The organism is Mesorhizobium sp. CU3, from assembly GCF_006442965.1.
GTDB lineage: Bacteria > Pseudomonadota > Alphaproteobacteria > Rhizobiales > Rhizobiaceae > Mesorhizobium.
In genome coordinates this window covers 54,451-76,175 of record NZ_VFWX01000016.1, presented here as the reverse complement: position 1 = coordinate 76,175, position 21,725 = coordinate 54,451, and the positions used below count along the sequence as shown (strand labels likewise).

The following is a 21,725-nucleotide window of genomic DNA, read 5'->3' as shown; positions in this document are numbered from 1 at the left end:
CCGAGAGCGCTCAGCCGGCTCCCGGCTGTTCGGCCTGGTCGAGGATGGTGCGCAGGAACACGACATGGTCGCGGAAAGCGCGCCGCCCGGCTGCCGTCGCCGTGACGCGCGTCTGCGGCCGGCGCCCGACGAACAGTTTTTCGACCTCGACATAGCCGGCCTTGCCGAGCGTATCGAGATGCGCGCCGAGATTGCCGTCGGTGGCGCCGACGATCGCCTTCAGCCGGGTGAATTCGAGCGCGGCGCCTTTCTCCAAGAGGTTAAGCGCCGCCATGATCTTGAGCCGCGTGCTCTGGTGGATGATCTCGTCGGCGCCCATCAGCGTGCCCCGACATGCCGCAGCCACAGGCCGCCGGCGATGAGCCCGCCGCCATAGGTCGCCGCCATCCACAGGGGAAACCAGGCGCCCGCGAGACAATAGCCTGCAAACGCCAGCGCACTGATCGCCAGTCCGCAGAGGCCGAGCACATAACCGCGCCACAGGCCGGCCATGACATAGCCGCTCATCATCAGCGTCGCCCAGAACACCGCCATCTTGCGCGGATCGACGCCGACGAAGAGAAACGACCAGGCGATGCCGTAGCAGAACAGAACGGCAAACGCGGCAAGCAGGCGCGGGTCGCGGCGGGCGCATAGCTGCCGGCGGCCGGGCCAGCGGGCGATCGCTACCGACGCCGCAATGCCGACGGCATCCGCGCCGAGCCAGATCTCGTTCGCCCGTCCGGGCAAGAACTGGACGAGCGCGAAGGCTGCTCCCGTCACGATGCCCCAGAGGATAAGAAAATCGCTGGCGCGGCCGTAATCGAGCGCCTGTCGGGTGCGGCGCTCGGCCTCGGAGATTTCGGAAAGCGACAGCGCCGCCTGCTCATGGGCGATCGACATGATGATGCTCCTTCGTAGCTTGCAGATTACTCTGTATCACAGAGTCGCTTGGCAAGCACACTCACAAACCGGTGATGACGATCCATTCTGTCCCGGCGGTTTCGGACGCCTAACTCCTTTGCGATATGGCAGAGGACGTTTTTCAGACGGGAAGGCGCTATAGGCGCGCGGCACCCGACCTGTTGGGATTGTCCGTACGCGATCCAGCGGCGTCGGCGCGGGCGGTGAGCACAGCGCGTTCCTTCTCGTTGCCGGTCAGCGCGGCGGCGCGGCGGAACTCCGCACGGGCTTCGTCCAGCCGTCCGAGCCTTTGCAGCATCTCGGCGCGCACGGTGGGCAACAGATGCGTCTCCTTCAGCCGTGGCTCGTCGCGCAGCGCGTCGGCGATGGCCAGGCCCTGCGCCGGTCCGAAGGCCATGCCGACCGCGACGGCGCGGTTGACCTCGACGATGCGCGAGGGGGCAGTCAAAGCCAGCGCCTGGTAGTAGGCGGCAATGGCGATCCAGTCGGTGTCGGCGGCATTTCTGGCGCGGGCCTGGCAGGCGGCGATCATCGCCTGCAATTGATAGGGGCCAGGCGTCGGCGCGAGCGTCATCGCGCGGCCGAGCCTGTCGAGACCGCGCCGGATCAGCGACCAGTCCCAGCGGCCGCGATCCTGGTCGAGCAACAGGACCGGATTGCCCTCTCTGTCGCTGCGGGCGGCAAAGCGCGATGCGTTGAGCTCCATCAGGCAAAGCAGGCCGAGCGCCTCCGCCTCGTCCGGCATCAGCGCCACGAGCAGGCGGCCGAGCCGCATCGCCTCGTTGCTGAGATCCGCACGCAGCCAGTCCGGTCCTGAGGAAGCGACATAGCCCTCGTTGAAGATCAGGTAGACCACCTCCAGCACGGCGCCGAGGCGTCCGGCTCGTTCTTCGTCACGCGGCGTCTCGAAGGCGATGGCTGCGTCGCGCAGTGCCCGCTTGGCGCGCACGATGCGCTGGGCGACGGTCGCTTCCGGGACCAGGAAGGCGTGGGCGATCTCGGGCGTCGACAGCCCGCCCAGCATCCTCAGCGCAAGTGCTGCTCGCTGCTCGGCCGGCAGCAGCGGATGGCAGGCGGTGAAGATCAGCCGCAACAGATCGTCGTCGATGTCTTCGTCCAGCGCCGCCTCGATCTCGGGGATGCGCCGCTCCAGTTCGGCGAGGTCGATCGCAAGCTGGCGATGTTTGCCGTCGATCAGGGTGGTGCGGCGCAGCCGGTCGAGCGCCCGGTTGGTGGCGACGCGCGTCAGCCAGGCCGCCGGGTTGTACGGGATGCCGTCCGCCGGCCAGCGTTCCAGCGCCAGCACGAAGGCATCCTGCACCACCTCCTCGGCCAGGCCGACATCGCGCAGGATGCGGGTCAGCCTAGCGGCGAGCTTTGGCTGCTCGATCCGCCAGACCGCTTCCAGGGTTGCCGTCGTGGTCAACCTTTGAGCCCGTCGAAGCCTTCGGCCACCTTCTGCACGTCGTCGGAAAAGTCGCTCATCTCGAAGACCTGGCGGACCTCGATCACTTCATTGTCGGAGGCCGGGCAGCGGCGAGCCCATTCGATCGCTTCCTCGCGCGAGCGCACGTCGATCATCCAATAGCCGCCGAGCACTTCCTTGACCTCGGCGAAGGGCCCGTCGGTGACGGTCGGCTTGCCGCCCTTGAAGCTGACCCGCGCGCCCGAGGACGGCGGATGCAGCCCGTCGAGCGCCAAAAGCACACCGGCCCGCTTCAGCTCTTCATTGTATTTCATCATCGCCGCCACGGCTTCCGCCTCGGGCCTGACGTCGGGAGCCGCGGTCGCGTAGCCGCCGGGGATCATCAGCATCATGAAACGCATTGAATTGTCCTTCGTTGGTTGGTTGCGATGATACGACGAACGGGCCTCGGCGGAATCGACAGCGCTCTGAGAAAATAAATCAAACGCTCGGCTGCGAGGTCGATCCGACTTCGCCAATTGACATAAGGCGGAGGTATCGCTAGAAAAGAGACAGACCTGTCTCATCACCAGTTAGATCTTAGCGCCATGACACCTCCATCATCCTCGGCCAAGCGGCAGCATGTCGTCGACACCGCCTATGCGCTGTTCAAGCGCGATGGCTTCCACGCCACCGGCATCGACCGCATCATCGCCGAGGCCGACATCGCCAAGATGACCATGTATCGACACTTCCCGGCAAAGGACGAGCTGATCGTCGCGGTGCTGGAACATCGCGCCCGCCGTTTCGAACGCCAACTCGACCGGCTGATGGCCGAACCGGCGACGCCGCAAGAAAAGATCGCAACGATCCTCGACTGGCACGAGCGCTGGTTTCGCGATCCGGATTTCCACGGCTGCCTGTTCGCGCATGCGCTCGCCGAGTTCGGCGATCCTGGACATCCGGTATTCCAGGCTGTGTCGCGGCAGAAGAACGGTCTGCGGCAACGCATGCAGGCGATCCTCGAGGCGGCGATGCCGCGCGAACGGGCGCAAGGCGCAGCCGCCGCGCTGCTGATGCTGATCGAGGGCGCCACGCTGATGGCGCAGATGGGCGAGGTGGACGCGGCCATCGGCAATGCCCGCAAGGCGGCCGCCGCAATTATGGCCGGCGCGAGCAGCCTGCCCAGCGGGAGCAACTTGCAATGAGCGCGGCGGTGGTCGGGCTCGCGCTGTTCGCGGCCATCCTGCATGCCCGCTGGAACGCCTTCCTGCGCACCGGCGCCGACCGCCTGTGGACGGTCACCGTGATGAGTTTCTCCAGCACCGTGCTTGCCGTTCCGCTGGCGCTCTTGCATGCCTTGCCGGCCGCCGCGGCATGGCCTTATGTCGTAGCCTCGGCCGTGCTTCAGGTCGGCTACAGCGTCTTCCTGGTGGCCGCCTATCGCCATGGCGAGCTCGGCCAAGTCTATCCGATCGTGCGCGGCAGCGTGCCGCTGCTGGTCACGCTCGGCAGCTTTGGCCTGGCCGGCCAGCAACTCAGCATGCCCGAAATCGTCGGCGTCGCGCTGGTCGCGTGCGGCATCATGGGCCTGTCGCTGGGCCGGGAGCGGGCCTCGACGATTTCGATCCTCTATGCGCTGGCCACCGGCGCGATCATCGCCGCCTACGCCACCGTCGATGCGATCGGCGTGCGCGCGGCCGGCAGCAGCGGCGCCTACACAGCCTGGGTGCTGCTCGCCTACGGCGCCTTGCTGCCCGCCACCTTCATCGCTTTGCGCGGCCGTCTCGCCGTCGAGTGGCGCGCGCCGCAGACGCGGCAGGCGCTTGCCGGCGGTCTGTTCGCGCTGCTCGCCTATGGCGCGGTGGTCGCCGCCTTCGCGCTCGGTCCTGCCGGCCCGATCACCGCCATCCGCGAAACCAGCGTCGTCTTCGCCGCCTTCATCGGGCGCTTCTTCCTCGGCGAGCAACTGACGCCGCGGCGCGTCGGCGCCTGCGCCGTCGTCGCGCTTGGCGCCATCTGCCTCGGTTATCAGGGGTAAGCGCCGGTCCTCGGCTGTCGCCTGCCGATCCGGCGCTCAACGCGTCGCCGGCGACAGATAGGCAAAGATCAGTTCGACGAGCTGCTTCTGCAACTCCGGCGCTTCCAGCATGTTGCGGCGCGCCGCGTTGTGGATCACGCCCTCGATCGCCGAGGACAGCACGCGCGCCATCGTCTCTGTGTCCTTGCGGCGCCGGCGGTATTGCGTGACGGCGGCGGTATAATGTTCGAGATAGCGTGACTGGAACGAGGCGTGCGCGGCGCGCGAGCCACGGTCGCCGGGCGCCTCGTCGAGCAGCACCTGATGCAGCGTCGGATGGATCGAGTGTGCATCGATCATGCCGCGCACCAATTCGCGCGCGAATTGCCTGAGCGGCTTCTCATCCGCTGCCGCTTCGCGAATCACGGACAGCACATGATCGAAGTGTCGGCGCCGAATCGCTTCGACCAAAGCGAGCTTGTCGGGAAAATATTGATAGAGCGAGCCGATGCTCACGCCGGCTGCCTCGGCGACCTTGTTGGTGCTGAAGCCGCCCCAGCCGAGCTCGCTCAGAACGCGAGCACCGGCCTCGATGATCGCCTCCACGGTTGCGATCGAACGCGCCTGGCGCGGCGCCTTGCGCATGCGTGGAACGGACTTTGCAATGCGAGTAGACATCCTGGCCGGTTCCCCGAAGATATGAACAGCTTACTCACATTCGACGCCAACGCAAATCCGGGTGGAATTTGGAGCGGTTTGCGTCCGGAATTGCACGAACCACGCTCGCAAATGGAGCCGACGCATGAGCGCCAAGATGTTGCTGAAGGACCTGCTTGTCTACCAGGCCTGGGCCAATGACGAATTTCTGGAAAGGCTCGTCGGTATGGATCCGGATAGCAATGCGCAAGAGCGCCAAGCAGCGATCCGGCTGATGAACCACATCCATGTCGTGTCGCGGATATTCGCCGCGCATCTGGCCGGCACTGCCCATGGCTATGCCAGCGACAACACCGAGGAGACGCCGCTGCCGGACGCGCTGCGCGCCGCGGTGGCCGAGACCGATCGCTGGTATCTCGACTATCTCGAAACCGTTTCGGAGCAAGGGCTTGCGGAGCCCGTCGCCTTCATCTTCACCGATGGCGACAAAGGCTGCATGACCAGGCAGGAGATGCTCACCCATGTCGTGCTGCACGGCAGCTATCATCGCGGCGAGATCGGCCGAATGCTGGCCGGGATCTTGGCCTCGCCGCCCTGGGACACTTACTCCGTCCACCTGCACCAGGCCGAACCGGCGCGCCGTCTGGCGGGTAGCCCCGAGGCACGGGGGCCTCAGCCGCGGGCCAATAGAATGTGAGCCGATAGCTCGCTTTAATGGCACTAGCTTTCGTTGCTGGGTATCTCCGTTTTGTGCTCGTTCATCTGTAGATGTTTTCGTTGGACAAGATCAAACGGACGTTTCTGGATCGATTGTCTATTATGAGCAGATAGCTCACATTCAGATATCAAGGTTTCCCGGCTTTCGGTCCGATGATCCAGCGATAGAAGGTGCGCGAAAGTCTGTCACCCAGGCCGTCACTGCGAAAGTGAAAGATTCGCTCACAATTTTTCCCCTGACATGCATCATCGCGTATCAGAAGTAACCAAAATTCAATAACTGAAAATCATTGTGTTGCTTCGCTGGCTAGACAGTCGCGAGTCAGATATGCATGAAGACGCCGGGTCACTCACGACCCTAGGCAAAACGCAAGGGGCATCGCATGGCAAAGACGACAACCAAGGCGCCGGCGGCGAAAGCGCCGGCAAAGAAGCCGGCAGCTAAGGCTGCCGCGAAACCTGCAGTGAAGAAGGCAGCGGCACCGAAGGCAGCCGCCAAGGCTCCGGCCAAGGCAGCAGCGAAGCCGGCGGCCAAGGCCGCGGCAAAGCCCGCCGCCAAGGCAGCAGCCAAGCCGGCCGCGAAGGCAGCCGCGAAGCCCGCCGCCAAGAAGCCGGTAGCGAAGGCAGCGGCCAAGCCCGCCGCCAAGGCTCCGATGAAGGCAGCGGCCGCCAAGGCGCCTGCAGCCGTGAAGAAGGCAGCTCCGGCCAAGAAGCCGGCCGGCAAGAAGTAATCGCGTAGCTTCGCTCCCGAGCGTGAGCAGGCGAGGGTGGGCGCCGATGGCGCCCCTCTCGCCAGTCTGGCGTAACGGAGCGGACGCTCCTCCTAAAGCTCCCGGAACTTTGCCAAGGGCAAACTTCCGGGAGCTTTTTTGTTTGCCGCTGTCGTCGCAACATTTCCCGCTCGTCGATTGGCTGGCTTGTTTCCCGCCACTGGCCGTTGTCTTGCAGGCCATGATCGGTCAACAGTATCGGCAAACAACCGGGAACCGATCATGCCGAAGCTGCTCTACGCCTCCACCTCTCCCTATAGTTCGAAGGTCCGCATGGCCGCCGCCTATGCCGGCATCGCCATCGACCTCGTGCCGATCAAGACCGAGGAGAAGCCGGCCGAGTTGATCTCGGCCAATCCGCTCGGCAAGATCCCGGTGCTGGTGCTCGATGACGGCCGCTCGATCTATGACAGCCGCGCCATCACGCAACACCTCAACCGGCTGTCGAAGAACGCGCTCTTGCCGCGCAATCCGGACAAGCGGCTCGAGGCCGAAACTCTCGAAGCGCTGGCCGACGGCATCTGCGACTGCGCGCTCTCGATGGTCTATGAGCGGCGCACGCGGCCGCAGGAGATGGTCTATCAACCCTGGCTCGACCGGCAGTGGACCAAGATCACCGCCGCGCTCGATCTTCTCAACGCCAACCCGCCGAAACTGCCGAAGAAGATCACCGCCGGCCAGATGGCGCTGCGCGCCACGCTTGGCTATCTGGCGTTGCGTTTCGGCGGCCAATGGGAAAAGGGCCGCGGCCGGCTCGTGCGCTGGGCCGCGCGCTTCGACGAGAAGTTCCCGGAGCTGAAGCCGGCGGTGCCGGCGTGAGGTAAAGCCGATCTCCTGTTGTCGGGAGATTGGCGGCTTCGGCCCCGCGCCAGCTTGAACACCCGGCACTTCCATGCTTGCCTGTCGCGGTGCAAAATCGCGGAGGCGGTGGTATGGCGAAGTCGGTTAGCAAAACCAGCGTCGCAATCGATCCGATGGTAGGGCGCCTGCGTGCAGCCCTTGGATCGCGCGCCTTCACCGAGCAGAAAATGTTCGGCGGCACCTGCTTCATGCTCAACGGCAACATGCTGATCGGCACCTCGAAGCGCGGGCTCTTGGTTCGCGTCGGCAAAGCCGCGCATGCGACCGCGGCCGGCGGCCCTCATGCGAGCCCGATGGAGATGGGCGGGCGCTCGATGGAAGGCTATGTCCGTGTCGCGCCGGAAGGGGTGGCGAACGAAGCCGACCTCGCCGCCTGGCTCGATCGCGCGCTGGCTTTCGTCGAAACGCTGCCGCCCAAGGTCAAGCCAGCCAAAGCGCGTCGCGCCTGAACGGCCTTATGCGACGCGCTTTAGATTGTTGTTTTATGCATGTCGTTGTCCCAAAACCGCTACGCACTTTTGGGCGACATGCATTGAGGTCGCAAAACGGCCAGCCTGAGAGAAGTTGCGCGGCCTATTCTACGCTGCATGGCTGGCCGTCCTGGACAGGCGGCCGCGGAGGGCGCAATGACATCTTTGACGGGACGTTGCATGTGCGGTGCAGTCACCTGGGCCTATTCCGGGGAGGTCACGCGCAACCTGGTCTGTCACTGCGCCGATTGCCAGCGCGCCACGTCCTCACCCATCACCGCCTTCCTGGGCCTAAGGCGCGATGAGGTGAACTGGACCGGGGACATCAACCACTATGAAAGCACCCCGAACACGTTTCGCGGATTCTGCCCGTCTTGCGGCACCAGGCTCTACTTCCGCTCCGACAGATGGCCGTCCGAGATCCACGTCCATGCCGCCACCTTGGCCGATCCGGGCCAGTACCGACCCGATGCGCAAGTCCTGATCCGCTCCAAGGCGAAGTGGCTGGACCAGCTGCCGTTGATCCCGGCGCATGACGGTTTCCAGCAGGAACCGTCGCCGCGTCCGCCAGCCGAGAGGCCCTGACGCGCAGTCAGTTTGTTGTCTGCTCGTACAAAGTTTTCGAAACCTGCAAGCGATCGGGCTAGGAAGGCACAACGGGACGCTTCAGCTTCCCGTAGGACAAATTGGAGGCGCCACCCAACAAAAAAGCCGGGCGCGAGGCCCGGCTTTTCCGTGTCGTGGCTTATGCGACTTAGAACTTCATACCGACGCCAAAGGTGACGCGGTTGTCCTTGGACTTGACGTTGCCGACATTGTCGAAGTCCTTGCTGCCGTAGTCGGTGTAGCGGTACTCGACACGGCCGAACACGTTGTCCGTGATCTTGATGTCGGTGCCGACACCGGCAGTCCAGCCCAGCATGGCGTTGCTGTCGCTGGTTCCGGCGGTCTCGATCTTCTGGTTCTTCGCGGCAAGACCGCCCGTGCCGTAGAGCAGGATCTCAGGCGTCACGGAATAACCCAGGCGAGCGCGCAGCGAGCCTTCCAGGCCCGACTTGGCGCTGATGCCGTTGCTGTCGCCCTTGGTGCCGTTGTAGCCGAGGTCGGCTTCACCGCCATAAACGAAGTTCTCCTGCTGCCACTGATAGCCGCCGAAAACGCCACCGACGAAGCCCTTGGTCTTCACATTGGTACCGGCGTCACGGGCATTGGCATGGCCGTCGAAGCCGTAGCCCAGGGTGACACCGGCATAGGGGCCGGCCCAGGCAGCGACGGGCTGCTCGGCAACCGGGGCGGGAGCCGGCGGCTCTTCCGAAACGACGTCCGCAGCAAACGCGGTACCGGCAAAGGCGAACAGCCCGAGCGCAGCGGCGAGCGGCGCGAATTTGAGATTGGTCTTCATTGTTATACTCCTTAAGCCACTAAGACACTTAGGCTTGGTTGTTCATGAATGCCCCGGCCCGTCCGGGGGGATAAACGGGCCTGGCGCTCGACGGTTCCAAATGTCGTGCTCAAATGCGGCTGAAGCGAACCTGAACTTGGGTCATTCCCCGGCGCGAATGAGGCTGAAACTTGACGTTGCATCTTCGCAACAGCGAGATGTCAGCAGGCTAATGATGTTGCGCCGCACACCGCTTGGTTCATGGGGTCTCGCGGCCTATATTCGGCGACGACACGTCCGAATCCGGGCCTGGCAGAGTGTGTCCGCGGGCCGCTTCGCCACATTCCCGCCCCAGGTGGAAATGGCATTTAACGCTTGGTCCGTCATATTGTGCCGGCTCCCCGGAATCGTGAAGCCGATTGAGGATTGACAGCATGAGCAAAGCGACCGCCGTCGCGCTGGTGACGGGTGGAGCCAAAAGGATCGGCAAGGCAATCGTGGAGGATCTGGCCGCGCACGGCTTTGCCGTCGCCATCCACGCCAATCGTTCCGGCGATGACGCGGAAGCCCTGGCGGACCATATCAAGGGCGAGGGCGGCCGCGCCGCCGTGGTCGCAGCCGATCTCACCGACATGGATGCCGTCGCCGGCCTCATTGGCCGTGCGCAGGCCGCGCTCGGTCCGGTGACGCTGCTGGTCAACAACGCCTCTTTATTCGTCGACGACAGCGTCGAGGATTTCGACTGGCAGGCTTGGGACCGCCACTTCGCCATCCACGTCAAGACGCCGGCGCTCCTGGCGCAGCAATTCGCCCGAGCCTTGCCGGAGCGCGAGGAGGGGTTGATCGTCAACATCATCGACCAGCGCGTCTGGCGCCCGACGCCGCGCTATTTCTCCTACGCGCTGTCGAAGTCGGCGCTGTGGACGCAGACCGAGATGCTGGCCCAGGCGCTGGGTCCGCGCATCCGCGTCAATGCCATCGGTCCCGGTCCGACCTTGAAGAATACGCGCCAGGAAGACCGCGATTTCGACCGGCAGGTCGAGGGCCTGATCCTGAAGCGCGGCCCGCAATTGGCCGAATTCGGCGCTACGATCCGCTATCTCTGGCAGGCGCGCTCGGTCACCGGACAGATGATCGCGCTCGACGGGGGCCAGCATCTTGCGTGGCAGACGCCGGATGTGACAGGCATGGTGGAATGAGTCCTTCAGCCCGCAAACTTGGACGCGGCGGCGCCGCCGACGACATGCCGCGCGATCTCGACCCCGATCTCGACATCGAGGACGAGGCGACCGAAGAGATCGTCGAGCCGGAAGTCGCGCCCAGCGGTCCCGATGTCGCCTTCACGGCCATCGACTGGACGCCTCATGCCGGCGATGCCGACGGCATGGTCGGCGCCGAGGTGATCCAGACCTTCGTCAAGCGCCTGCCCAACCAGCCCGGCGTCTACCGCATGATGAATGCTAACGGCGATGTGCTCTATGTCGGCAAGGCGCGCAGCCTGAAGAAGCGCGTCACCCAGTACGCGCAAGGGCGTTTCCACACCGTCCGCATCGGCCGCATGGTGCGCGAGACGGCGACGATGGAGTTCGTCGTCACCCGCACCGAGATCGAGGCGCTGCTGCTCGAAGCGAATTTGATCAAGCGGCTCCGGCCCCGCTTCAACGTGCTGATGCGGGACGACAAGTCGTTCCCCTACATCCTTTTGACCGGCGACCATGTTTCGCCCGGCATCTACAAGCATCGCGGCGCGCGCTCGCGCAAAGGCGACTATTTCGGGCCTTTCGCGTCGGCCGGCGCGGTCGGCCGCACCATCAATTCGCTGCAGCGCGCCTTCCTGCTCAGAAGCTGCACCAATTCTTTCTACGAGAACCGTACTAGGCCCTGCCTGCTTTATCAGATCAAGCGCTGTGCCGGGCCCTGCACCGGCGAGATCTCGCATGAGGGCTATGCCGAACTGGTCGCCGAAGCCAAGGATTTCCTCTCCGGCCGTAGCCAGAAGGTGCGGACCGAGATTTCAGGCGCCATGCAGCAGGCCTCCGAAGAACTCGACTTCGAGCGCGCCGCCATCTATCGCGACCGCTTGGCGGCGCTCTCGCATGTGCAGGCGCATCAGGGCATCAACCCGCAGACGGTGGAGGAGGCGGACGTCTTCGCCATCCACACCGAGGGCGGCCAGACCTGCATCCAGGTGTTCTTCTTCCGCACCGGCCAGAACTGGGGCAATCGCGCCTATTTCCCGAAGGCCGATCCGGCGCTGGAGCCGGCCGAGGTGCTGGGCTCGTTCCTGGCGCAGTTCTACGATGACAAACTGCCCGCACGGACGCTTCTGCTCTCTCAAGCCGTGCAGGAGCAGGAATTGCTCGCCGAGGCGCTCTCCACCCGTGCAGGGCGCAAGATCGCGATCTCGGTGCCGCAGCGTGGCGAGAAGAAGGACCTGACCGACCACGCGCTGCAGAACGCGCGCGAGGCGCTTGGCCGCAGGCTGGCAGAGACCTCGACTCAGGCGAGGCTGCTCAACGGTTTTGCCGAGACCTTCGGCCTCAAAAAACCGCCGGTGCGCATCGAGGTCTACGACAACTCGCACATCATGGGCACAAATGCCGTCGGCGCCATGGTCGTCGCCGGGCCGGAAGGTTTTGTGAAGAACCAGTACCGGAAGTTCAACATCCGCTCGACCGAGATCACGCCCGGCGACGATTTCGGCATGATGCGCGAAGTGATGCAGCGCCGCTTCTCAAGGCTGCTGCGCGAGCACGGCGACGAGCAGAAGCCTTCCGCATCGGAAGGCGCGGAAGCCGAGGACGACGGCGGAGAGGAAGATCTGGTCACCGGCAATGGGAGCTTTCCCGCTTGGCCCGACGTCATCCTGATCGACGGCGGCCAGGGCCAGATGACGGCGGTGCGCCAGATCCTCGCCGATCTCGGCGTCGAGGACCGGGTCGTCGCCATCGGCATCGCCAAGGGTCCGGACCGCGATGCCGGCCGCGAGCGCTTCTTCGTCAAGGGCAGGGAGAGCTTCATGTTGCCGGTGCGCGATCCGGTGCTTTATTTCGTCCAGCGTTTGCGCGACGAGGTGCACCGCTTCGCCATCGGCTCCCACCGGGCGCGGCGCAAGAAGGAGATGGTGAAGAGCCCGCTCGACGAGATCGCCGGCATCGGCCCCGGCCGCAAGCGCGCGCTGCTGCACGCCTTCGGCACCGCCAAGGCCGTCAGCCGCGCCGCGGTCGAGGACCTGGTCAAGGTCGACGGCATTTCCGAGCACGTGGCGAAGCTCGTCTACAATCATTTTCACGAGAGTTGAGGGGTGGTTGCCCACCGGCATCTCACGCCATTTTTCCCTGTCCAATCGAATCTCGCCTGTTGACCCCCTACATTGGCTTCTGATTTGAGTACCTGTGGCGGAGGAGATATTCCGAGACGACATGGCCCAGCGCGCATTCAACCTGCCGAACATCCTCACCTACGCCCGCATCGTCGCGGTGCCGCTGGTCGTGCTATGCTTTTTCCTCGAAGGCCATCTGAAGTCGTCCGACTTCGCCCGCTGGTCGGCGCTGGCCATTTTCCTGCTCGCCTCGATCACCGACTACTTCGACGGCTATTTTGCCCGCGCCTGGCAGCAGACCTCCAACATCGGCAAGATGCTCGACCCGATCGCCGACAAATTGCTGGTCGCCACCTGCCTGCTGCTTTTGGCCGCCGACACCGACCGCCATGCCGGCATCGCCGGCTGGTCGCTGTGGGCGGCGATCATCATCCTGTGCCGCGAAATCCTGGTTTCAGGCCTGCGCGAATATCTGGCGGCGCTGAAAGTCTCGGTGCCGGTCACCCAGCTCGCCAAATGGAAGACCACCATCCAGATGGTCGCCATCGCCTTCCTGCTGGCAGGCCCGGCCGGCGACAAGATCTTTCCGCTGACCACGCAGACCGGGCTGGTGCTGCTGTGGGTCGCGGCTCTCGTCACGCTCTACACCGGCTACGACTATTTCCGCGCCGGCCTCAAGCACATCATGGACGAGTGAGATGCGGCTGATCTATTTCGCCTGGGTGCGCGAGCGGATCGGCAAGCCGGAAGAGGATGTCGAGCTGCCCGCCGGCATCGAGACCGTCGCCGACCTGCTGCGCTGGCTGAAGTCGCGCGGCGAGGAGTACGAGCACGCGCTGCAATTTCCCGACGTGATCCGCGTCGCCATCAACCAGGAACATGTCGGCCACCGCGAGAAGATCGCGGGCGCGCGCGAGATCGCGCTGTTTCCGCCAATGACCGGAGGCTGAGATGGCCGGCGCTGTGCCCGGCATCCGCATCCAGCGCGAGGATTTCGACGTCGCCGCCGAGATCGCGGCCCTGACCAGGGACCGCGCCGACATCGGCGCCGTGGTCACCTTCTCAGGTCTCTGCCGCGACGAGCAGGGCGCGCTGTCGGAGCTCGAGCTCGAGCATTATCCCGGCATGGCCGAGGCGGAGATCGGCCGCATCGCCGCCGAAGCGACCGAGCGCTGGCCACTGCAAGGGCTGACCGTAATCCACCGTCACGGCAAGATAGCGCCGGGCGAGAACATCGTTCTGGTGGTCGCCGCGTCCGCGCATCGGCAAGCCGCCTTCGAGGCCGCCAATTTCCTGATGGATTACCTGAAGTCGCGCGCGCCGTTTTGGAAGAAAGAGCATCTCACCGACGGCTCGCATGGCGGCTGGGTCGAGGCCAAGGAGGCTGATGACCGAGCGGCGGATCGCTGGAAGAAATCGGGTGGATGAACCGTCGCTGAAATTGGCGGCGACCTGACGCCGGATGTCTCGCCAATAGGCCGGCGTGCGGAATGCTTCCGCCTGAATTCAGCGGGGAATTGCCCCGGGCATCGAACAGTCGAATGCCGCCGACCTCGCAAAGGAAGCGAGCCTGGGTCGTATAGGCTGGCCGGCAATTTCCAGCAGCAGCTTTCGGCGAATCGCCACCTCGAACATGGCTAGATCGTCGATGCCGATTACGAAAGCGTCGGGCCCGCCGATGACGCAGTGCTCGTAATAAAGCGCGAGATACTGCCGGGCAAAGGATTGAAAGCCGTTCGAGCTGCTGCGCGGCAGAGAGACCGGCAGGCCATTGATAGTGACCCCTGATCCCGTGAGCATGGCGCGTACCGGCCCGACCGGCTGCCCGGCATTGTTCGGCCCATCGCCCGAAATGTCGACCACCCGGCGTTCACCGACCACCGGGCTTTTGACAAAGAGGGCAGCCGCCGCCAGCAGTCCACCGGAAATTGACGTGCCGGGCTGCGCCACGATCGGCTTCGCGGCAAGGGCGTCGGCAAAACGCCTCGCATCCTCGGCGCTGCCGACAATCGTCCACGGCAGCACGACGCGCTGATGGCTTGGCCCGGCCCATTCAAGGTAGGAAACCGCGATCATGCCGCGGGCGCCGGATCGTATCGCCTTGGCAAGATCGGGGTGCCGGAAGGCGTTGACATAGCCGTCGCGCTGGACACGCTGCTCGGCGAGGGTCATCGAGGACGAGACATCGACGGCAAGCACCAGTTCGAGGTCGACGCCGCTTGTCGCGAATTCATGGCCCGTCGAAGGCAAGCAGAGAGCGCAGGCGATGAGCGCCGTCGCGACGAGACGCGACCGTACCGGCCGCGATCCCTTGCGCGCTGGTCGAAGCCCCCAGCCCAACGCCATTGCCATTTGGCAGTGCCCTCGTTCGCAGGCCCATTTCGTCAATCCGATCGGGAATTGTGCAGCGACGAGCCGCCGGGCGCTTCACCCGAACGGGTGAGGGCACCCCTCAGTGGCGTGAAGGCGCGCGCAGGCGGGACAGCAAGGCCGTGAGCTCGGCCTGGCGATGCGTTCCGGTCTTGGCGAGGACCGCGCGCAGTTGTGTGCGCGCCGTCTCGCGGCCGATCGCCAGTCGTGCGCTTGCCGCATCGATACCCTCGCCGGCGGCGAGGCTGGAGGCGAGCCGTGACTCGGCCGCGGTCAGTTGGAAGGCCCGGCCAAGCAACCGTTCCGAGGGCGGCCGTTGGCTGACAAGATCTGTAAGGCAAAGCAGGAAGTCGCCGCAATTGAACAGGTCGCGCAGGAAGGCCGTCATCGGAACGAGTTCGGCCAGCAGCCAGAACGACCCATTGCGGCTGACGACCTGCGGCTCGGCGAAAAACGTTCCGTCCGAGGCGCTTGAGACGGAAGCCTGAATCATCGATTGAAGACGTCTATCGCTCTCGTGATCGGCGGCGCGGACGCGACCATGCCGGATCATCAGGCCGGAGCCGAACAAGGCATCCGCATGCTCGTTGCAGCGCTTGACGCGGCCACGGCAATCAAGCAGCAGCGCCGCGCAATCGAATTGGTCGAGCACGGCCAGCGCGGGGTCGATTGAAACCTCCCAGATCTTTTCGGCCAGGCTGATGATCCGAGCCAGGTCCGGAGCCACGCGCAGAAAATGGCCGGCCTCGGACGGATCAAAGGCCCCGCTGCGGGCATCGCGGAACACCGACAGGAACCACCTGTGTTTCTTCGCCAAAAAGTAGACGGCTGCCCACCACTCACGGTCTCCAGGGCAAGCTATTTCCTGATAGTACGGAGAAAACCGTCGCTCCTCGGGAGTGGTGACTTCGTCCTCGACGATGAAGCAGGTTGCTGGTTTCGCCCGCCGCTTCAACCTCTCGTCACGAGGGTCGGGAGCACCTTCGATGTTCTTGAGCCAGAGAGCCGAGAATTCGGCATGTTCTGTCGAGTCCGGCCTCGGTGCGGTCCGCTTGCGCTGGTCGCTCCGGAAAGGGTGAGTGTCATCACACACGCGGATGACGCAACTCGTCGCACCCAGCGTATCGGCGAGATTTTGCAGCGCCTGCGGCCACCGCCCGAATTCGAAGGCAGCGTCGTAGCAATCCTCGATCGCGGACGCGATACCCCTCTTGGCGGCCATTCGAATTGACCCTGAGTGGACGGGCTTCCACGCCTTCATATTAGCATAAGCTTGTGGATCAGAAAATCGCAAGTTCCTTCGCGCCATCCGGCGGGGACTTGGCGAAGCGGGTGTTTCCGCAGCGAATTCGCGGCATTGCCGTTTGGCGCCGACCAATTGCCTCTAGCCGATTGACCGCGACTTCGCAGACGCCTAGTTTTGCTGTGAAAAATGGGGATGGGGTTCCCCCGAAACCGCCCTTATGGGCTGATGACTCCTGCCAGGCGTGCTCTTGCGCGGCAGGATTTGTTTTTTCTGCACGCTTCACGTCTTCTTCTGTGGCGCGATTCCACACTGGAATCGCCGGTTGAGAGGTGGTGAAGCGATGACCTTTGCGGCTTGCGCCCTGGTCCTGATCGGCGGTTTCTTCGGCGGCATTTCCCGCTTCTTCCTGTCCGGTCTCGTCGGCCGCGGCGTGGGTGAGACCTTTCCGTGGGGCACGCTGTTGGTCAACGTCTCCGGCGCGCTGGCCATCGGCGCCTTCGCCGGCGCCGCGCGCGCCATCGGCGGCGTCTTCGCCAGCGATCTCGTTCGCGACCTGATCGTCGTCGGACTGTTCGGCGGCTACACCACCGTCTCCTCCTTCTCGCTGCAGACGCTGAACCTGGCGCTCGAAGGCGAGGGGCGGCTTGCCGCTTTCAACGTCGTCGCTTCGTCCGCGCTCTGCGTGCTTGCCGTCGCCCTCGGCTTCTGGGCCGTCGTCTGGATGGTTGGTTCAACCACCTTGGCAGCAGGCTGAGAGATGACGGACAGACAAATGGCAACGCGGCTTTATCTGGCGGTGGGCTGCGGCACGGCGATCGGCTCGCTTGCCCGTTTCCTGTCGGGCTATGTCATCGTCTCGCTGTTCGGCCTGAACGCGCTCTGGTCTACCGCTTTCGTCAATGTCGCCGGCTCCTGGATCATCATGGCCTTCGCCACGCTGACTCGGCCGGACGGCCGGCTGATGATCGGCCCCGCCGGCCGCGCCTTCGTCATGGCCGGCTTCTGCGGCGGCCTCACCACCTTTTCGGCGATGAGCCTCGACACCTTCATCCTGCTGTTCAAGGGCGACTTCAAGCTCGCCGCGACCTATCTCATCAGTGTGGTCGGCCTGTCGCTTGCCTCCGCCTGGTTGGGCTATCTCATGGCGTCCAGGCTTAACCGTCTGCCGGCCGGCAACTGACCAGGGAGGAGAAAAATGGAACTTCCCACGCAATGCGCGCTGCTCAGGATATTTTTCGGCGAGGACGACCGGTCGGCCGACAGCAAGCCACTGCATGAGGCGATCGTCATCAAGGCCCGTGAAAACGGCATGGCCGGCGCCACAGTGCTGAGAGGTCCGCTCGGCTTCGGCCGCTCCAGCGTGCTCCACACCGCCAAGATCCTGCGCTTGTCGCAGGACCTGCCGATCGTCGTCGAGATTGTCGACGCGCCGGAAAAGATCGACGCTCTAATCCCCGAGATCAAGGCGCTGACCAAGGCGAAGAGCTGTCTGATCACTCGCGAGAAGGTCGAGGTCATCCGCTACGGCGATGGGGAATAAGGCGTCGGCAATGGCGGATTGGGGATGTACTGCCCAGCTGCCTATTGCCCTGCCTTTGCGAACACCGCGCCGTAGTGATAGGGCGGCACGTCGACCAGCGCCGTGAGCCGAAGGCCCCCCGCCTCGGCGTCGGCGATGGTTTGCTCCGGCGAAAGCCTCAGTTCCGTCCTCGGCCCGCGCGGCTCGCCAAGCACCTTGGTCGTCTCGCGCGGCTTCTGGTGCCAGTTGACGATGACGAAACGTCCGGCCGCCACAAGCACCGCCGCGACCGCGCGCGTCAGGCGCGGCCGGTCGGGCACGCCGTGGAAAGCATTGGCCATGAAGATGAAATCGGATGGCCGGGACACCAGCTCGGCAAGTGCGTAAGCGTCGCCCGCCACGAAATCGCAGCCGGCTACACCCGTCTCGGCTAGCCGGCGGCGGGCAAAATCGAGCTGCTCGGCATCGATATCTATGGCCGTGACATGCGAAGCAAGTCTCGTCATCGGCAACGTGAACCAGCCGTCGCCGCAGCAGAGGTCGACCGCATTCATGCCCGGTTTGAAGCCCGTTGCCGAAAGCACGCCGGCGGGATCTGGCCACAGCGCCTCCCACCATGTGGCGGACGGCATCTCCGTGCCCTGGAAGAAGCCTGGAATGCTGCTGGTCATCGTCCCTCCAGCCGAAGCCTATCGCAGCTGCCGGCCTAAGACGACCGCTGAACAACAAAAAGGCCGGCGAACCGCCGGCCTTTCGTTGATAAAGGGCGTGCCTCGCGGCTTAGCCGACGATTTCCGTGTCGGAGAACCAGTACTTGATCTCCTGCGCGGCGGTCTCGGGCGCATCCGAGCCGTGCACCGAGTTCTCGCCGATCGACAGCGCATGCACCTTGCGGATGGTGCCTTCGGCGGCGTTGGCCGGGTTGGTGGCGCCCATCACTTCGCGGTTTTTCGCGATCGCGTTCTCGCCCTCCAGCACCTGCACGATGGTCGGGGCCGACGACATGAATTCCACCAGCTCGCCGAAGAACGGCCGATCCTTGTGGACGGCGTAGAAACCCTCGGCCTCGCGGCGGCTCATCCACACGCGGCGCGATGCGATGACACGCAGACCCGCGTCTTCCAGCATCTTGGTGATGGCGCCCGTCAGGTTGCGCCTGGTCGCGTCCGGCTTGATCATGGAGAAGGTGCGTTCGATCGCCATAGGTCGTCCTTGTTTTCGAATGGAGATGGGAGTGGCGGGCTCTATACAAGCCGCATTGCGCCTTGCCAAGGGGAGGCGGCATCTGGCCAGAAGCCATGGTTTGGCGGATAACTAGACGGCTGCATGCGCGCCGGGCCGTCGAAATGTCGGCGCCGTGCCGAAGGAGTTCGAGGCGATGCACCGGCCTTATCTCAGACTCGGCGACCTTGCCGGCATTCTTTTGATGGCCGCGGTTTTTGCCGTGGTCGGCTACGCGCTTCTGCATCCCCTGCGTGAGGGGAACTACGGCTTCGGTCCCGAATGGCAGTGCGCGCCCGTCGGAAAGGGCGACCCGATCTGCGTCAGGCTGCTCGACAAGGACGAAGCGAAGTAGTTCGGCTGGCGCAGATCACGCAGCCGCCTCGACCTCCCTGCCGATCCCGCCATGGAGGTCGAGGCAGCGCCCGAACCACTGTGCGATGCTGTCCGTGTCGTCGAGCAGCCGGAAGGGCGAAGCGATGCGGCCCCATTGCAGCGCGCCGAACACGATGTAATCGGCAAACAACGGCGAAGCTCCGCCGAGGAATGGCTGGTAGGTGAGCGTCGCGCGCAACGGCTCCAGTGAGGCGCGGAATGCGGAAAGACCTGCGTCGCGGCCCGCGATGACCTCTTCCAGCCGCTTGCCGTAGCGCTGCTCGCGGCTTTCCCGGAAATAGGCGGCGTTCGGTTCGTCCTGCATGGCGTGCAGGTCGGTCAGCGCCACCGTTGCGATATAGGGGTGGATGGTGAGCTGCGACCAGCGCTCGACGAAGCGCGCCATCGCCTTACCGCCTTCGCCGCCAAACAGCGTCGGCCGCTCCGGATAGGCTTCGTCGAGATAGAGCGCGATGGCGAAGGAATCGGCCACGATTTTGTCGCCGTCGCGGATCACCGGCACCGTCTTCGACACGCCGCCCTCGACCTTGGGCACCTCGAGGAAGCGCGTCGGCACCTTGGCGGCGTCGAGCCCCTTATGCGCCAGCGCCATCTTGGCCTTCCAGCAATGCGGGCTGAACGGGCGGCCGGCGTCATGGCCGACGAGGTCGTAGAGCAGAATGGTCATTGGCGGGTCCCTTGCGGCAGTTTACGAAGAGCCGGGATTCGGTGGTGAGCCTGTCAAAGAATGAAACAGCATTTCATGATGTTCGCGGCCTACAATCAATGGGCCAATACGCGGCTCTACGATGCCGCTGCCAATCTCGGCGAGGAGGAGCTCGCCCGTGACGTCGGCGCCTTTTTCGGCTCGATGCTGGGCACGCTCAATCATCTGCTGTCGGTCGACCGGGTGTGGATGAAGCGCTTCACCGGTGAGGGCGACGCGCCGTCCGATACCGCGACGCTTCTCCACCGCGCCCTGCCTGGCCTGCGTGCGGCGCGCGAGGCCGAGGACAGGCGGATCGTCGACTGGGTGAACGGCATGAGCGACAAGGCGCTCGCCGGCCGCTTCTCCTATACGACGCTGACCGACATGCGCACCGTCTCGCAGCGTGTGGCGCCGGCGCTCAGCCATCTCTTCAATCACCAGACCCACCATCGCGGCCAGGCGCATATGGTGCTCACCGTTCTCGGCCGGCCCTCCGTGCCGCTCGATCTGACGCTGTTTCAGCGCTCCGAGGAAGGCCGCGCCTACGCCTGAGGCGTGCCAGCCATTCGGTATTCCAAATTTACTTAGGTGGTGAGTGGAGCCCCAGCCGCATGGTTGCGACCATGCAGCGGTCCTCTTAGCGCGAATGCAACCAAGCACAACGCATGGTCGAATTTTGGTTGAAAGAATCGTTATCAATTTAAACATTTAAGCAAAGTCGATTCTAATAGTAGAAAGTAGATATAACAATCAACAACTACAACCTATTCTTGCAACAATATCGCTGAAACCTTAGTGAAGCCTATTGCGTAGGTTTGGGTGCGTGAAGCACATGCAAGTAGACGATATTGGCATGATGCAGCGCAGCAAATAGTGAGATATAAGAGGAGAGTGTCATGTCTAGTATCGTAAAAAATATCGCTAGAATTACGACCTGTGGCTCGATTATCGCTATTTTGGCCTTTCCGGTGAATGCGGCAGGCCTTGGTGTCGGTGTCGGCGCGTCTGTGGGCGGCTCCGGCGGCATCAATGCCGGTGTCGGCGCTAGTGTTGGCGGTTCGGGTGGCGTGAACGCGGGCCTCGGCGCCTCGGTTGGCGGCTCGAGCGGCGTCAATGCCGGCGCCGGCGCGTCGGTCGGCGGTTCAGGTGGTATCGACGCAGGCGCCACTGCTTCCATCGGCGGCTCCAGCGGCGTCAACGCAGGTCTCGGCGCCAATGTCGGCAACGGCGTGGGCGTCGGCGTGAGCGCCAATGTCGGTGATGGCGTGGGCCTGGGCGTCGGCGTTGGCGTCGGTACTCCGGGAACCCCCGGCACGCCCGGAACCCCTGGAACCCCAGGCGTCAATCCAGCCCGCCTTGTCACCCAGATGTCGGGAACTCAGCTCATGCGCATGAAGAAGCGCTGTGCTGACGTTCTCTCCAGCGAAGGAACGTATGACAGCGACCTCAGGGCGCTTTGCCTGATGATAGCGCGTCGCTGATGCGAACGAGGTGCATCAACAAACGATTGCCGCATGATCCAAAACCGATTCGGCAAGGACCATGCGTAAGGTCAGAGAATGTCATGCCGTTTCCGGGACCGCCTCGGGTAGTTCCTTGAACGGTCAGCCGGGAGTGTCGGACCAGCCGTGAGGCTCTGCGGCACTCTCCTACCGTGTCGCCGACCACAGCCGGCGCCGCGCTGACGAGAGCCTCCGGCCAGTCGGAAAGCCCGCCACCTTGGTGGTGGGCTTTCTGGCGTGACGGCTTTCTGGTCATGACCTTGAAACGCGGCGCGGC

At 64.2% G+C, this 21,725-nt stretch carries 29 protein-coding genes and 1 riboswitch; of the genes, 18 read left to right on the top strand and 11 right to left on the bottom strand.

The window, feature by feature from the left end:
• Positions 1-10 precede the first annotated feature (10 nt).
• From FJ988_RS22915 to FJ988_RS22900, 4 genes are all read right to left on the bottom strand, one after another.
• The gene (locus FJ988_RS22915; RefSeq protein ID WP_140820615.1) at positions 11-319 is read right to left on the bottom strand and encodes a transcriptional regulator; all 309 of its coding nucleotides are present in this window, start codon (positions 317-319) and stop codon (positions 11-13) included.
• Positions 319-882, bottom strand: a complete 564-nt coding sequence (locus tag FJ988_RS22910) for a hypothetical protein (protein WP_140820614.1) — start codon at positions 880-882, stop codon at positions 319-321. Before FJ988_RS22910 ends, FJ988_RS22915 begins: the two co-directional genes overlap by 1 nt.
• 157 nt (positions 883-1,039) lie before the next feature.
• Positions 1,040-2,329 (bottom strand): RNA polymerase sigma factor, encoded by a 1,290-nt coding sequence (locus tag FJ988_RS22905; protein ID WP_140820613.1) that lies wholly within the window; start codon positions 2,327-2,329, stop codon positions 1,040-1,042.
• Entirely contained in the window at positions 2,326-2,730 is a 405-nt protein-coding gene (locus FJ988_RS22900; RefSeq protein WP_140820612.1) for a YciI family protein, read from the bottom strand. Before FJ988_RS22900 ends, FJ988_RS22905 begins: the two co-directional genes overlap by 4 nt.
• Positions 2,731-2,916: 186 nt before the next feature.
• On the opposite strand from FJ988_RS22900, the gene FJ988_RS22895 reads away from it, so the two are divergent.
• Both FJ988_RS22895 and FJ988_RS22890 read left to right on the top strand, forming a co-directional pair.
• The gene (locus FJ988_RS22895) at positions 2,917-3,516 is read left to right on the top strand and encodes a TetR/AcrR family transcriptional regulator (RefSeq protein ID WP_140820611.1); all 600 of its coding nucleotides are present in this window, start codon (positions 2,917-2,919) and stop codon (positions 3,514-3,516) included.
• Complete coding sequence (locus FJ988_RS22890) at positions 3,513-4,349, top strand: DMT family transporter (RefSeq protein ID WP_140820610.1); 837 nt, start codon at positions 3,513-3,515, stop codon at positions 4,347-4,349. The genes FJ988_RS22895 and FJ988_RS22890 overlap by 4 nt, the downstream gene beginning before the upstream one ends.
• A gap of 36 nt (positions 4,350-4,385) precedes the next feature.
• On the opposite strand, the gene FJ988_RS22885 is transcribed toward FJ988_RS22890, so the two are convergent.
• Positions 4,386-4,973, bottom strand: a complete 588-nt coding sequence (locus tag FJ988_RS22885) for a TetR/AcrR family transcriptional regulator (RefSeq protein ID WP_140820694.1) — start codon at positions 4,971-4,973, stop codon at positions 4,386-4,388.
• Between the two features lie 157 nt (positions 4,974-5,130).
• Between FJ988_RS22885 and FJ988_RS22880 the strand changes: the two genes are divergently transcribed.
• From FJ988_RS22880 to FJ988_RS22860, 5 genes are all read left to right on the top strand, one after another.
• Positions 5,131-5,682, top strand: a complete 552-nt coding sequence (locus tag FJ988_RS22880; RefSeq protein ID WP_140820609.1) for a DinB family protein — start codon at positions 5,131-5,133, stop codon at positions 5,680-5,682.
• A 403-nt stretch (positions 5,683-6,085) separates the two neighbouring features.
• Entirely contained in the window at positions 6,086-6,433 is a 348-nt protein-coding gene (locus tag FJ988_RS30940) for a hypothetical protein (RefSeq protein WP_181183640.1), read from the top strand.
• Between the two features lie 261 nt (positions 6,434-6,694).
• Positions 6,695-7,291, top strand: a complete 597-nt coding sequence (locus FJ988_RS22870; protein WP_140820608.1) for a glutathione S-transferase — start codon at positions 6,695-6,697, stop codon at positions 7,289-7,291.
• Between the two features lie 113 nt (positions 7,292-7,404).
• Positions 7,405-7,782, top strand: a complete 378-nt coding sequence (locus FJ988_RS22865) for a TfoX/Sxy family protein (protein WP_140820607.1) — start codon at positions 7,405-7,407, stop codon at positions 7,780-7,782.
• A gap of 177 nt (positions 7,783-7,959) precedes the next feature.
• On the top strand, positions 7,960-8,388 hold the full coding sequence (locus tag FJ988_RS22860) for a GFA family protein (RefSeq protein WP_140820606.1): 429 nt from the start codon (positions 7,960-7,962) through the stop codon (positions 8,386-8,388).
• 169 nt (positions 8,389-8,557) lie between these two features.
• On the opposite strand, the gene FJ988_RS22855 is transcribed toward FJ988_RS22860, so the two are convergent.
• A complete protein-coding gene (locus FJ988_RS22855) occupies positions 8,558-9,205 on the bottom strand; it encodes an outer membrane protein (protein WP_140820605.1) in 648 nt (215 codons plus the stop codon).
• A gap of 413 nt (positions 9,206-9,618) precedes the next feature.
• Between FJ988_RS22855 and FJ988_RS22850 the strand changes: the two genes are divergently transcribed.
• The 5 genes from FJ988_RS22850 to FJ988_RS22830 all read left to right on the top strand — a co-directional run bounded on the left by FJ988_RS22850 (position 9,619) and on the right by FJ988_RS22830 (position 13,934).
• Positions 9,619-10,383, top strand: coding sequence for an SDR family oxidoreductase (locus tag FJ988_RS22850; RefSeq protein ID WP_140820604.1), 765 nt, complete (start codon positions 9,619-9,621; stop codon positions 10,381-10,383).
• Positions 10,380-12,485 carry an excinuclease ABC subunit UvrC gene (gene uvrC / locus FJ988_RS22845; protein ID WP_140820603.1) on the top strand — a complete coding sequence of 702 codons (2,106 nt, stop codon included), beginning with the start codon at positions 10,380-10,382 and terminating at the stop codon, positions 12,483-12,485. Before FJ988_RS22850 ends, uvrC begins: the two co-directional genes overlap by 4 nt.
• A gap of 121 nt (positions 12,486-12,606) precedes the next feature.
• Positions 12,607-13,203, top strand: a complete 597-nt coding sequence (gene pgsA, locus FJ988_RS22840; protein ID WP_140820602.1) for a CDP-diacylglycerol--glycerol-3-phosphate 3-phosphatidyltransferase — start codon at positions 12,607-12,609, stop codon at positions 13,201-13,203.
• Between the two features lies 1 nt (position 13,204).
• On the top strand, positions 13,205-13,456 hold the full coding sequence (moaD, locus tag FJ988_RS22835) for a molybdopterin converting factor subunit 1 (protein ID WP_140820601.1): 252 nt from the start codon (positions 13,205-13,207) through the stop codon (positions 13,454-13,456).
• Between the two features lies 1 nt (position 13,457).
• On the top strand, positions 13,458-13,934 hold the full coding sequence (locus tag FJ988_RS22830; protein ID WP_140820600.1) for a molybdenum cofactor biosynthesis protein MoaE: 477 nt from the start codon (positions 13,458-13,460) through the stop codon (positions 13,932-13,934).
• A gap of 78 nt (positions 13,935-14,012) precedes the next feature.
• On the opposite strand, the gene FJ988_RS22825 is transcribed toward FJ988_RS22830, so the two are convergent.
• Both FJ988_RS22825 and FJ988_RS22820 read right to left on the bottom strand, forming a co-directional pair.
• The gene (locus tag FJ988_RS22825; protein WP_281407757.1) at positions 14,013-14,852 is read right to left on the bottom strand and encodes a DUF1194 domain-containing protein; all 840 of its coding nucleotides are present in this window, start codon (positions 14,850-14,852) and stop codon (positions 14,013-14,015) included.
• 106 nt (positions 14,853-14,958) lie between these two features.
• Positions 14,959-16,098: a helix-turn-helix transcriptional regulator gene (locus FJ988_RS22820; protein ID WP_140820598.1), complete on the bottom strand. Its 1,140-nt coding sequence runs from the start codon at positions 16,096-16,098 to the stop codon at positions 14,959-14,961.
• Positions 16,099-16,301: 203 nt separating this feature from the next.
• Positions 16,302-16,364: riboswitch (Fluoride riboswitch) on the top strand.
• Positions 16,365-16,462: 98 nt separating this feature from the next.
• On the opposite strand from FJ988_RS22820, the gene crcB (FJ988_RS22815) reads away from it, so the two are divergent.
• The 3 genes from crcB (FJ988_RS22815) to FJ988_RS22805 are packed head-to-tail and all read left to right on the top strand — an operon-like array spanning position 16,463 to position 17,662.
• A complete protein-coding gene (crcB, locus tag FJ988_RS22815) occupies positions 16,463-16,876 on the top strand; it encodes a fluoride efflux transporter CrcB (RefSeq protein ID WP_140820597.1) in 414 nt (137 codons plus the stop codon).
• An 18-nt stretch (positions 16,877-16,894) separates the two neighbouring features.
• On the top strand, positions 16,895-17,302 hold the full coding sequence (gene crcB, locus FJ988_RS22810; protein ID WP_407067702.1) for a fluoride efflux transporter CrcB: 408 nt from the start codon (positions 16,895-16,897) through the stop codon (positions 17,300-17,302).
• A gap of 15 nt (positions 17,303-17,317) precedes the next feature.
• Entirely contained in the window at positions 17,318-17,662 is a 345-nt protein-coding gene (locus tag FJ988_RS22805; RefSeq protein ID WP_140820595.1) for a DUF190 domain-containing protein, read from the top strand.
• A gap of 41 nt (positions 17,663-17,703) precedes the next feature.
• On the opposite strand, the gene FJ988_RS22800 is transcribed toward FJ988_RS22805, so the two are convergent.
• Positions 17,704-18,312 carry a class I SAM-dependent methyltransferase gene (locus tag FJ988_RS22800; RefSeq protein WP_140820594.1) on the bottom strand — a complete coding sequence of 203 codons (609 nt, stop codon included), beginning with the start codon at positions 18,310-18,312 and terminating at the stop codon, positions 17,704-17,706.
• Positions 18,313-18,421: 109 nt separating this feature from the next.
• Positions 18,422-18,844, bottom strand: a complete 423-nt coding sequence (gene ndk / locus FJ988_RS22795) for a nucleoside-diphosphate kinase (protein WP_027165590.1) — start codon at positions 18,842-18,844, stop codon at positions 18,422-18,424.
• A gap of 154 nt (positions 18,845-18,998) precedes the next feature.
• On the opposite strand from ndk, the gene FJ988_RS22790 reads away from it, so the two are divergent.
• Entirely contained in the window at positions 18,999-19,217 is a 219-nt protein-coding gene (locus FJ988_RS22790; RefSeq protein WP_140820593.1) for a hypothetical protein, read from the top strand.
• A 15-nt stretch (positions 19,218-19,232) separates the two neighbouring features.
• On the opposite strand, the gene FJ988_RS22785 is transcribed toward FJ988_RS22790, so the two are convergent.
• Positions 19,233-19,925, bottom strand: a complete 693-nt coding sequence (locus tag FJ988_RS22785; RefSeq protein WP_140820592.1) for a glutathione S-transferase family protein — start codon at positions 19,923-19,925, stop codon at positions 19,233-19,235.
• 60 nt (positions 19,926-19,985) lie between these two features.
• Here FJ988_RS22785 and FJ988_RS22780 point away from each other — a divergent pair, with 60 nt between their 5' ends.
• Positions 19,986-20,498, top strand: coding sequence for a DinB family protein (locus FJ988_RS22780; protein WP_140820591.1), 513 nt, complete (start codon positions 19,986-19,988; stop codon positions 20,496-20,498).
• A gap of 344 nt (positions 20,499-20,842) precedes the next feature.
• Positions 20,843-21,427, top strand: a complete 585-nt coding sequence (locus tag FJ988_RS31050; protein ID WP_210242785.1) for a hypothetical protein — start codon at positions 20,843-20,845, stop codon at positions 21,425-21,427.
• The last annotated feature ends 298 nt before the right edge of the window (positions 21,428-21,725 follow it).